This window comes from Pseudoalteromonas sp. McH1-7, assembly GCF_013366255.1.
In the GTDB taxonomy this organism is placed as follows: domain Bacteria; phylum Pseudomonadota; class Gammaproteobacteria; order Enterobacterales; family Alteromonadaceae; genus Pseudoalteromonas; species Pseudoalteromonas peptidolytica.
Genome location: NZ_JABWPQ010000009.1, coordinates 32,133 through 43,822 on the forward strand (window position 1 = coordinate 32,133; position 11,690 = coordinate 43,822).

Below are 11,690 nucleotides of genomic sequence, written 5' to 3' on the forward strand. Positions count from 1 at the left end.
TCACCCAATAGATGAATAGCGTAATTATTGTTGGTGAACGACATAAACGTTAAGTTGCCAGCAGAGCGTGGATAGGTTTTTATACTGAGGTATTCAACTCACATTTCTTTACTTCGTCGAGCAGTTGCTGATTATAAGGAACGGTAATATGTTGCTTCGCAGCTAACTTGCAGATATATCCACACATGGCATCAATTTCACTGCGTCTATTATTCGCGATATCCTGATTCATCGAAGAGCGATTTTCTGCTGTTTGCATCATCACGGTGTAGGCAAGCGTCAGTAACTCGTTCAGTGCTACGTTAACCCCAGCTTTTGCAGCTATAAACTGTACTTCATTCATTAAATTGAGTATTCTGGCCGCATATTTGGGCTGCCTGAGCTGACCATTTTTGATTTGTTCAAGTGCGCTTAATGGGTTAATAGCAATATTTATAGCGAGCTTTCGCCAAAGGATTGGCATGATGTCAGAAGTGGTTTGAGCATTTTTGAATGTGCCAAACAGCTGTGAAAATAGCTTTTGATAATGACATTGAGCTGACAAATTTAGAGGGCCAAACCAAGTCGCTCCTTGGCCTGTATGGTATACCGTATCTTTAATCTTGTATCCTGCAATAGAGGTACTTAAAAAGTAAGCTGACTGATTGCTACCTAATTTTGCCAGTTCTTTTGAGCAATCAACCATGCCATTATGGCTTAAGATCAAGCTGCCATGTGCAGATAGCTTTGGGTAGAGCTCAGTGATAGCGTCAACGACTTGGTAAGCCTTAACAGGAATAATCAGGGTGTCTATGCTTTTTGCTGGGATCTCAGTTGATAGTGTATGTTGGCATGCTATTACTTGAGTGTCACTTTGTTGCTGGTAGTGGTAGGTTACAGCACGTTTTGTTCGTGTGATCAAGGTTACGTGATGAGACTGACTCAGATGTTGAGCCAGTAGCAAGCCTATCGCACCATCACCAACAATGTGGATACTAGCCATGTTGCTTTTTACGCCAGCGCGCCCAAAAATAAAATAACACAAAGTAGCTGAGCGCACCGGCAACATCAGCAATAAAATCTGCTGTTGATGCTTGACGGTAGGGCAGTGAGTCTTGCATCCACTCTATTCCCGCACCGTATAAAGAAAGCAGGAGTAAGTGAAACCAAACCTTAAACTTAAATGCGTGGTGCGAGATAAAAGCGAGTATAAAAAAGACACCAAAATGCGCTACTTTATCGACATGTGGAAATAGCCTTGGAGACAAGCTCACTTCCTTAGCAAATAGCACAGTACATATGATTAAAGAAATAATTAGCAAGGTTTTATAAACGCGCCGTGTCACAATTCATTCCACTTCTACATGACTAAGTCGGCAGTATAACATTGAAAACTGGCCATTGGGTGAACATACATAGGGTAAAAACTTAAAATAACTCAAACAGAGTATAAACTGTTATAATCCAGCCAAAACGACTTTAGGAGAGAAGCATGCCTTCATTTGATATTGTATCTGAAATAGAAATGACAGAAGCAAAAAATACCGTAGACAACGCGGTTCGTGAACTTGATACTCGATTTGACTTTCGTGGTGTTGATGCCTCTATTGAGTTAACAGGAGAGGTGATCAACCTAAAAGCTGAAGCAGAACAACAAGTAATGCAGTTGTTTGATATGCTTGTTGGCAAAGCAGCCAAACGTGGTTTAGATGTAGCAAGTTTTGAATTAAAAGACATTGAGCGTTCGGGCAAATATGTGTCACGTAAAGTTGCCCTTAAACAAGGGATCGATAAAGACATGGCGAAAAAGCTAGTCAAGTTGATCAAAGACTCAAAAGTTAAAGTTCAGGCCTCAATTCAAGGTGATACAGTTCGTGTAACTGGTAAAAAGCGTGATGACTTACAAGAAACTATGCAGCTTATCCGTGGCGCAGAGCTAGGACAGCCTTTCCAGTTTAAAAACTTCCGCGATTAACCTTGCCTATGTTAAAAGTGCAGCACGCTGCACTTTTAGATTTCTAGACGTCCATTGACAATTCCTTCTAAACCCAAGACAATAGCCACGAATTTTCAAGGTGCTATGCACAACCTAGTTTGGTTGCCAAGTGCATAGATAATCGGGAAGTTGGTGCGAACACAAGGGAACAACTAAATAGTCTTGATACTAGGTACGCGAAAGTATCACAATCAGGTGTATTATTTAGTGTGGATCGGTTCAATGCCTGCGCTGCCCCCGCAACGGTAGAGTTAATATGCAAATCCAAGTTAACTGAGCCCGGAGACCGGCCTTGAGACAGTCACTTTGTGTTCTTGTACGGTGGGTACAAGTTAGGGGAAACCATGTTAAATAAAACTGCTCTAAGCGCAGCCATCACTGCGGCGCTCTCTTTTTCTGTATTTGCAGATCAAAATATTGAACACATCACAGTCACGGCGAACAAATTTGAACAGCCACTTGAAAGTGCACTTGCCGCGATCTCGGTGATCAGTCGTAGCGACATCGAAAAAAGCAATGTGCAAGATGTGGTTTCATTACTTGACAATGTCGCCGGTATTCAGGCCGTGAGAAATGGTGGTTTCGGCCAAAGCGTGAGCTTATTTTTACGCGGTAATGATGCCAAGCATACCTTGGTTTTAGTTGATGGTGTACGAGTTACTGACGCTAACTCGGGTGATAATTCGTTAACGAATATTCCATTAAATAGTATTGAAAGAATTGAAATCATTCGTGGTGCGAAGGCGGCAATTTATGGTTCTGATGCGATTGCTGGTGTGATTAATATTATCAGTCGTGAAGGTAACCACAACACCATTACGTTAACATCGGGTAGTCACAATTATTCTGATATTGAAGCAACAGCAAGCTATAAAAAAGATAAGTTCACTCTGTCAGCTAATGCGGGGTATAGCCATACTGATGGCTATGACGTAATTGAAAAAGATCCTCAGGCTATCGTCGGTAAAAACCATGACCGCGATGGTTATTATAACGGTAACGCAGGCTTAACTTTACAGTATGGTGATGAGCAAAGTGGTATTTTTAGCCTTCGCTCACAGTACAGTGAGGGTGAAGGTGAATACGATGCTTGGGGAAGTGATGCCTACCGTTTTCATAACTATACCAATAAATTAGCATGGAAAAGAAGTTCCGAAAAACTTAGTCAGCATGTTTCTTATAGCCTAGGAAAAGAGCAAAATGTTCAAATAGGCAGTAGTGCTGATGACAACGCTTATGTAACAAAGCGTGGACAATTTGAATATCAATCTCAGTATCATATCAGTGAAGCATTGAGCTTAACGGGTAATATAACGTTTTTAAATGAAGATGTTGGTGAATCAACCGCTACGTTTTCAGAATCTGAGCGTGACAATCTCTCAGTGGCATTTGGCGGTTTTTATAATGATGAAAACTGGCTAGCAGAGGTCGTGTTAAGAACTGATGACTATGACTTTCACGGTCGAGCAAATACCTACACCTTAGCGCTAGGTAAACAAGTTACGGATGGACTGAGCGTAAAATTCAATCATGGTAGTGCATTTAGAGCACCTTCTTTATCTCAGACTTTTGTTATCGATAGCCCGTATTATTTACCTAACGCTAATCTGAGCCCTGAAGAGGCAAAAAATAGCGAAATCATCGTTACTTATAGTGATGAGCGTTTTCGAATTGAAGCGGCAGTGTATGATAATCGCATCACCGATAAAATCGTTTATGAACCGAATAGCGATTGGAAGTACGTACCGTTTAATATTGAACGGGCTGATTTTGAAGGTGCAGATTTAGTTGTTGAAGTTGAAGATAGTTTTGGAGTTGAACATACACTCAATGCCAGTTACGTTAGTGCAAAGGATGCAAAAACACAGCAGCAATTGCAGCGTCGTGCTAGACGCACGCTGACCTATACGATCAGTAAAACATGGCAAGATGTGGATGCAACCCTGACGTTAGTGCATCGTGGTGAGCGCAACGATAAAGTATGGGGAGCCCAAGGCTCATATACTGTAACGTTACCGTCTTATACCGTATTTAATTTAGCTGCAAACTATACTTTCTTCGATAGGTTCAAACTAACAGGACGCATTGAAAACCTGACTGATAAGCGCTATTTCAATGCAACTGCTGGGGAAGCGAAAGATGGCTCGCTACTCGGTTATAAACCACCGGGTCGACAGGCATACGTTGGGGTAAGCTACCGCTTTTAACCTCAGGCTTCAATCGTGCTTGAAGATAAAATAAAGCTCGCGTCTATCCACTTTTATCAAGATTAACCTGATTATCAGGTTAATCTTTAATCTCATTTTTCTTACCTATAAAGTTAGCTGCTTCGGTTGTGTTATCAATTAGTCTTACTACTAGTTCAAGTTTAAGGAGTAAATCAGACGCTAATTGCGTTAAAAACTTCTTACTCAGAACAGCTGAAAGCAAGTCTCCCTGGTGCTCGACAAGATCTCTTGGCTCAGAATAGGTCACTTAATTAAGTGAATAGGTACAAATTACATTTGTAACTAGCAATCTTAGTGAAATTTTGTTAATAATAAATCTCGTTTTTATTATTGGTTAAACTTTTTGTTACTACAGCTGGAGTGTTTAGTTAATTGGCTATCTTTAACGGCATAAATTGGTTAGACAGCAAGGGGTATTGAAATATAAAGACGAGCTAGCATTTAACAACTTCAAGGAAAAGAGTATGAAGTCATTTTTATTAGGACTAGTTGGCCTAGGGTTGGTTACGTCCGCCTATGCCAGTGAAGTAGATTTAGCGACACAACCCGATGTTACTACACAAGCAATGAGTGGTGATTTTGCCTGGTTTAATGCCCAGTCCCAGACTTGCCGTCAGATCCGAAGCATGCTGTATTACCGCCACCCCGGTAATGATCATTTGACCCCTGTGTCAGTGCCTGTGATTTATACTGGAGGGGAATGTTGGTCTACAGGTAGGACGACTTCTAGCCAAGGGCCTAAAGCAATGTATGATCAGGTCTCAGCGATTATTCATCAGCAATTTTCTAATGTTGAGCATAACTATAAAGAGTTAACCACAGATATAGTAAATACGGTTGCGGCGCAAGCGAGCGCGACTAAAGTTAGCCACACCACAAACTTATTTGGCACTATGCACATGAAAATTGCAGGTCGTGTGGATGGGCAAAATAAAGTACCAGTTTTAATTGATGGATTCGACTTAAAGTCTTACGCCAAATTTCGTAAGAAACAGCTTGGTATGAATATCTATATTCATGTTCATATTAATAATGAGAATGTTACCATTAAGGGTAAGTATGACGTGCGAACTCAGCAGCTTGAGTTAGACCCTTTGATTTCAAGCTTTAAACCTGTGGTTACCACAGAGGTTGAGTTACCATGGATCCTAGATCTGATGGATCGCTTGACTCCAGGGATCTTTGATAAACTTTATACTGAATTTAGTCGCATTGTAATTGATGTCTTTGAGTTCCTAGGTGTGGATATGAGCGAGGATATTCCCCAAGTGATTAAACACAATGTGCAGCTTATCGGGGCTGGGACTGTACCGCTCAAAGGGCTGGACAATTTAAGGCCTGGAGATACAGCAAACCTAGAGATGGAAGTTATGCGAGGGCATCTACGTATTAAGGATGGTCAAACAAGCTTCTATGTATTTGCAGTACCTATGTTACCGTAGTTTCTGTTGCCGAGTGCATGGCGCACTCGGCTTTTCTAAACATCGAGTCATTTAGTTTTTCAATTTTGCCGCAAATCGGCTTTCGAACTTGGCAACCTTGGGTGCTATCATCACACTGCAATATCCTTGATTTGGATTCTCAGTAAAGTAGTCCTGATGATATTGCTCTGCAGGATAAAAGATCGGAGCTGGACTTATTTCGGTTACAATTTTCTCAGGTAGCTGGGGTTGCAGCTGCGCTATATAATCTTGAGTTTGCTGTTGCTGCTGTTCGTTGTGATAAAACACCACGCTGCGATATTGTGTACCTATATCATTGCCTTGACGGTTAAGCTGGGTCGGATCATGTAGCGTAAAAAACATCTCAAGTAGTGTGATAAAGCTGACCTTATCAGGATTAAATTGCAGCTGCACCACCTCAGCATGTCCACTGTCACCACGACAGATCATTTGGTACGTAGGCTGATCCGTATGACCGCCAGCATATCCCGATGTTACTGCTTCGACGCCACTGACACGGCGAAATGCCGCGTCAATGCACCAAAAACAGCCACCACCAAAGGTTGCGGTTTGTAAGTTTGCCATCTACATCTCCTGCTCTGGATATTGTTGAGATTGCTCTTCTAGGCGCTTGCTCGTCTCTTCTGGAGATTGGGTCTTTTTCGCCAGTAAAGTGTAAGCCGTTGGGATCACAAATAACGTTAAAATGGTCGCAACGCTTACACCTGCAAAGATCACGACGCCAATAACCATACGGCTTTCAAACCCAGGACCAGTAGCAAACACCAGCGGAATAGAACTCATCACAGTGGTTAACGAAGTCATAATGATAGGCCTAAGTCGTTGTGCTGCGGCATCGACTATTGCTTGCTCAAATACAATTCCTTTATCACGAAGCTGATTGGCAAATTCAACGATCAAGATACCATTTTTAGCACTTAGCCCAATAAGCATAACGATGCCAATTTGGCTGTAGATATTTAATGTACTATCCGTTAAGAATAGTCCATACATAGCACCGACTAACCCCAATGGAACAGTCAACATGATAACTAAAGGGTGCACGAAGCTTTCGAACTGTGCCGCTAGGACCAAGAAAGTCACGGTGAGCGCAAGAATAAAGACGTAAGTCATTGCTGATGCGCCTTCATAAAATAATTGAGACTCACCTTTATAATCAATAGCACCATCTATGTCATTTTCTTCTGCGGCAACTTTATTTAAAAAGTCCAGAGCCTGTTCAAGCGTATAGTTACCAGCAAGGTTGGCGGTGATAGTGATTGCACGCATACGGTTATAGCGATTCAGTCGTGCTGCGGTTGCTTCTTCTTTTATCGTGATCAAGCTATCTAAAGGCACCAGCGCATCACTTCTAGACTTAACGTAAATATCAGCAATATTGTCAGGCGCAGAGAAGTCTGCTTTGGTACCTTTTAGAATGACGTCGTATTCCTCACCTCGATCAATAAAGGTAGTTACGCGGCGTTGTCCAAGCATGGTTTCTAGTGTTTGCCCAATTGCATTGACGGACACACCTAGATCGGCAGCTCTGGTTTTATTAATACTGATCAGAAACTGCGGGAAAGTTTCTTTGTAGTCATGATCTAAGCGAACCAGTCCTTTGTTATCCCGTGCTCGGGCAAGTATACGGTCGCGCCATGCTGCCAATTCATCGTAGTCGTTTCCTTGAAGCACAAATTCGATGGGGCGAGCATTGCCACCGCCACCAATACCTCGGCGCATGATGGCAAATGCACGAATGTCAGTGACTTCTTGCATTTTACCACTGATTTCATCAATGACTTCCCACGTTGAGCGTTTGCGTTCATCCCAGTCTGGCATACCAATAATCGCAACACCTCCTTGGCCACCCCAACCAGGGACACGGACAAGAACACGGCTTAATTCGTTGGATTCGACGTATGGCAGCAATCTTTCTTCGATTTTGGCCATATTCTCGGCGTTATTTTCATAGCTTGCGCCTTCGGGGCCATTCATCATGACAAAAAATGTACCGCGATCTTCTTTTGGCGTGAGCTCTGATGGGATTTGTTGAAATAAGCTGTAACTAGTAAATCCAGCTAGTGCAAGCATTACGATCAAACTATATTTTCGCGTCAAGTTTCTTTGTAATACACGACGGTATGCTTGCTCAAGTCGACTAAACTGATTATCCATCCACTGACTAAAGCGGTTTTCTTTATTGCTTGGCTTTAATACCTTGGAACACAGCGCTGGTGACAATGTTAACGCGGTAATACTTGAGAACAAGACAGCTGCGCTTACTGCAAAAGCAAACTCAGTGAATAACGCACCAATACGACCGTCCATAAATACGAGAGGGATAAATACCGCAACCAGCACTAGGGTGGTGGCGATAATAGCAAAGCCAACTTCCCGTGCCCCTCTGTATGCTGCGAGTAATTTTGGCTCACCAAGCTCAATGCGACGATAAATGTTCTCTAGCATTACAATGGCATCATCAACCACTAAGCCAATTGCTAGTACAAGTGCAAGCAAGGTAAGGAGGTTAATGGAGTAGCCCATGGCAAGTAAGAACATAAAAGTGGCGACGAGGGCCACAGGAACTGTCACAGCGGGAATAAGAGTTGCACGGATATTGCCAAGGAAAATGTAAATAACCAGCACCACCAAAATCATGGCAATCGCTAAGGTACGATATACCTCAGTGATAGATTCTCGAATAAAAATAGAAGAGTCATAGCTGTCTTGGATTGTGGTACCTTGCGGTAAATTACGCTTGATTTTTTCAAGCTCTTTACGCGCATTATCAACGACTTCCAAAGTGTTGGCTTTGGCTTGTTTGACAATCCCAAGGCCAATCATATTTTTACCATTGCCTCGGAAAGTACTTTCATCATCAGCCGCTTCAAGGTGTACATCAGCAACTTCGCCTAATCTTACTAAGTAACCTTGTTCACCTCGTTTAATAACAAGGTTGTTGAAGTCGTCTTGCGTTTTATAACTTCTGGCAATCCTTACCGAGAAGTCGCGGTCAAGAGACTCAATCTCACCGGCGGGGAGTTCAACGTTCTCTCGACGTAATACTTGCTCTATGTCACTGCTGGTGATCCCTCGAGCCGCCATGGCTTGTCTGTTGAGCCAAACTTTCATCGCGTATTTACGCTCGCCACCAATGCGAACATTAGACACGCCATCAACAACAGCGAGGCGGTCAACTATAAAGCGCTGGGCATAATCGGACAGTTGCAACGTATCCATAGTTTCACTGTTTAATACAAACCAAGCTATGGGGCTATCATCACTATTGGACTTAGATACTTCTGGGGGTCTGACTTGTTCTGGTAGCCTATCAAGTGCTCGTGATACTCGCTCGCGCACATCATTTGCCGCTGCATCAATGTCACGGTCGATGTTAAATTCTATGGTGATATTTGAGCTACCGTTGCGACTGCTCGAGTTAATACTTTTTATACCCTCAATACCAGAAATATGGTTTTCTAGAATTTGGGTTATTTTGGTCTCCACGACTTCCGCAGAAGCGCCCGTGTAGTTAGTACTTACGTTAACTATGGGGCTTTCAATGTCTGGATACTCTCGAAGCGGTAGCATAGTAAATGCGACCAGACCAAAGGTCAGTAATAGCAAGTTTATTACGATCGCGAAGATCGGGCGTTTAACCGCCGTATCAGTGATTTTCACGCCGTGTTACCCCTTAATTTCCACTTTTGATCCTGAACGGATTTTTAATGTGCCTTCGGTGATCACTTGTTGGCCTTCTGCTAAGCCTTTATCAATCGCAACCCAGCCGCTAAAGCGAGTTTGCAAGTGCACCTCGCGTTGTTGGGCTTTGCCCTCTTTGTCAACGATAAAGACATAATGCTTGTCTTGTCGTGGAATAATACTTTTCTCTGGGACGACAAGGGCTTCAAATCTCGCCAGCTCAAGTGCGATGTGCAGCAACATACCTGGGCGTAGCCTATATTCTGTGTTGGTAAAACTTGCTGTAACACGTACTGAACGAGTTTGTTCATTGATGCGCGGATCTATATGGGATACTTTTCCGGTAAATGTTTGTGCTGGATAGGCCTCGCTATTTGCACTCACTTGCATACCTAGTTGCAGTTGAGCTAGGTATTTCTCAGGAACCTGGAAGTCAACTTTGATGATGCTGATGTCATCTAATGTGGTGATCACGGTACTATTATTAACGAAGCTACCTATTGAAACATTTCGAGTACCAAGTAAGCCATCAAAAGGTGCATACACAGTCATTTCTGCCAATTTGGTCTTCGTTGCTTCAAGCTGCGCAGTTAATGAGTCTACTTTAGCTGATTGTGCCTCTAACTGCGAGCGGGCCGCAGATTGGGTTTTGGCGAGATCTTTGAGTCTGTTAAGCTGTCGAATTTCTTCTTTTAGCGTCACTTTTAACGCTTTTATGTCGAGCTTTTCTTCTGCGTCACGTAACTGCACAAGCTTGTCGCCTTGCTTTACTACAGCTCCGTCGTCAAAGTACAGTTGCGCAATGTAATCGCTTTGCGCGCTGGTTACGTTTATGGCTTGATTTGCGCGTGCAGAGCCAATTGAATTAACGGTAATGACACGCTCTTCCTTTGCTACTGTGTGTGCTTGAACCGGTGTTGCCGATACTGCTCTGCCATTTGCTTTTCCTTGGGATGCTGGTAAATATAAATAGCCGCTGATCGCGACTAGCACTATAATAATAAAAGGAAACAGTGCTTTCCCTGATTGATGACGCATATAGGTGACCCAGATTATAATTTGTTTCTAGTTTACAAAAATAAAGGCTAGCAAACTCGACGGCATATCCTGTAAATTTGTGCGTTAAACGAAAATCTAATTCAATTTAAGTATTTGTACCTAAATTAAATATTATGAAAAGCAGTCACTCTTGTAAACGGTGTATCACAATACGTAAATTGGTAGTATGGGCGATCATTATGTACTTTTTTTACACTTGGTATACGTATGCTTGAAGCTAAATTACGTGCAACAGCAAACAGACACGGTGCTGAATTTATGCTTGTCGGTGCCATCGGCCTGGTGGTGATCATGCTTTTTGTCAATCTTCGTGGCACGCCTATTTCGATTATCGAAATATTTCTAGCGAGTGCCATGCTAGTCGCTATCTTTATCGGTTTTTTGAAAAGTCAGCAACCCTACTTTAGTTTATGCTTTAATGAACAAGAGTTTAGCTATGTACACAAGTATGGAGCTTGGTCTCTTCCTATTGTAAACTTTCACTCAAGTGGCATACCGAGCGTGCAACAAGGTATTGAAACACTTGAGTTAAATACAGTTGGTATTAAACTTAATGATATTGACGCATTTTTAATTAATCTAACCCCGAGGCTTGCGGGTAAATTATTGATAGAACAGCGGCATATTTTTTTACAAGCTGTTAAAATACATTGTGAAAATGGCAATTGCCCATCGGAATGGTTAATAGAAGATACAAGTTATCGTTCCAAAGCTGGTAAAGAATACACTGGTTTAATGGCAATGTTTGCAAACCGAATGGATAATTTAAAAACGGTTACAGGTTATGATTTACTTTTGCCTGCGACCGCTTTAGACAGGGATATTTGGCAATTTTCAGCCATGTTAAACCGCTGGAAACTAAACCCTAAAGAGGTGGTAAACGCATTGTTAGAAGAACATACCACCCATTGAAGATGTAACAGGATACACCAATATGAGCTTAGAGACGGCCTATATTAAAAGTGGGCGCAATACCATTATTCACAAAGAGAAGAAATTAGATCTTGTGATTGTTAATGGTGAAGCACACCCAAAAATCATGGTGACGGCCAATGGCTTGGTGCCTTTTAAGGAAGAGCTACCAAGAAACCGAAGAGAAGCGAAAGAGCGCTACCTAGAAGTTGTCCATGTTGCAAGCGTTGATGTGTTTGGGGAAGTGAAGCGCTTGCTATTTATTCAAGCGTTAGATGGCCGTGAGTATAAAGTAGATTACAGCAAAGTGGGCACCAAGTTGTTTGTTCGCATACATCAAGAGAGTTACTTGTAACTTAAATAGGGATT

10 protein-coding genes and 1 riboswitch are annotated in these 11,690 nt (G+C 42.3%); of the genes, 5 read left to right on the forward strand and 5 right to left on the reverse strand.

The window, feature by feature from the left end:
• Positions 1-79: 79 nt before the first annotated feature.
• Both HUZ36_RS08115 and HUZ36_RS08120 read right to left on the reverse strand, forming a co-directional pair.
• Complete coding sequence (locus HUZ36_RS08115; protein ID WP_176032555.1) at positions 80-982, reverse strand: ketopantoate reductase family protein; 903 nt, start codon at positions 980-982, stop codon at positions 80-82.
• Complete coding sequence (locus HUZ36_RS08120) at positions 975-1,325, reverse strand: VanZ family protein (protein WP_176032556.1); 351 nt, start codon at positions 1,323-1,325, stop codon at positions 975-977. The genes HUZ36_RS08115 and HUZ36_RS08120 overlap by 8 nt, the downstream gene beginning before the upstream one ends.
• A gap of 146 nt (positions 1,326-1,471) precedes the next feature.
• Between HUZ36_RS08120 and HUZ36_RS08125 the strand changes: the two genes are divergently transcribed.
• From HUZ36_RS08125 to HUZ36_RS08135, 3 genes are all read left to right on the forward strand, one after another.
• A complete protein-coding gene (locus tag HUZ36_RS08125) occupies positions 1,472-1,954 on the forward strand; it encodes a YajQ family cyclic di-GMP-binding protein (protein ID WP_128729809.1) in 483 nt (160 codons plus the stop codon).
• Between the two features lie 93 nt (positions 1,955-2,047).
• Positions 2,048-2,273: riboswitch (cobalamin riboswitch) on the forward strand.
• A gap of 46 nt (positions 2,274-2,319) precedes the next feature.
• Entirely contained in the window at positions 2,320-4,182 is a 1,863-nt protein-coding gene (locus HUZ36_RS08130) for a TonB-dependent receptor domain-containing protein (protein ID WP_128729810.1), read from the forward strand.
• A gap of 485 nt (positions 4,183-4,667) precedes the next feature.
• Positions 4,668-5,645 carry a hypothetical protein gene (locus HUZ36_RS08135; RefSeq protein ID WP_176032557.1) on the forward strand — a complete coding sequence of 326 codons (978 nt, stop codon included), beginning with the start codon at positions 4,668-4,670 and terminating at the stop codon, positions 5,643-5,645.
• A 51-nt stretch (positions 5,646-5,696) separates the two neighbouring features.
• On the opposite strand, the gene msrA is transcribed toward HUZ36_RS08135, so the two are convergent.
• From msrA to HUZ36_RS08150, 3 genes are read right to left on the reverse strand one after another with little or no spacing between them, the layout of a single operon-like run.
• Positions 5,697-6,230: a peptide-methionine (S)-S-oxide reductase MsrA gene (gene msrA / locus HUZ36_RS08140; protein ID WP_128729811.1), complete on the reverse strand. Its 534-nt coding sequence runs from the start codon at positions 6,228-6,230 to the stop codon at positions 5,697-5,699.
• A complete protein-coding gene (locus HUZ36_RS08145) occupies positions 6,231-9,329 on the reverse strand; it encodes an efflux RND transporter permease subunit (protein WP_128729812.1) in 3,099 nt (1,032 codons plus the stop codon).
• 6 nt (positions 9,330-9,335) lie between these two features.
• The gene (locus HUZ36_RS08150; RefSeq protein ID WP_147389874.1) at positions 9,336-10,388 is read right to left on the reverse strand and encodes an efflux RND transporter periplasmic adaptor subunit; all 1,053 of its coding nucleotides are present in this window, start codon (positions 10,386-10,388) and stop codon (positions 9,336-9,338) included.
• Between the two features lie 228 nt (positions 10,389-10,616).
• On the opposite strand from HUZ36_RS08150, the gene HUZ36_RS08155 reads away from it, so the two are divergent.
• Both HUZ36_RS08155 and HUZ36_RS08160 read left to right on the forward strand, forming a co-directional pair.
• Complete coding sequence (locus HUZ36_RS08155) at positions 10,617-11,321, forward strand: DUF2982 domain-containing protein (RefSeq protein WP_125252156.1); 705 nt, start codon at positions 10,617-10,619, stop codon at positions 11,319-11,321.
• 22 nt (positions 11,322-11,343) lie between these two features.
• Positions 11,344-11,676, forward strand: coding sequence for a hypothetical protein (locus tag HUZ36_RS08160; RefSeq protein WP_125252155.1), 333 nt, complete (start codon positions 11,344-11,346; stop codon positions 11,674-11,676).
• Positions 11,677-11,690 lie beyond the last annotated feature (14 nt).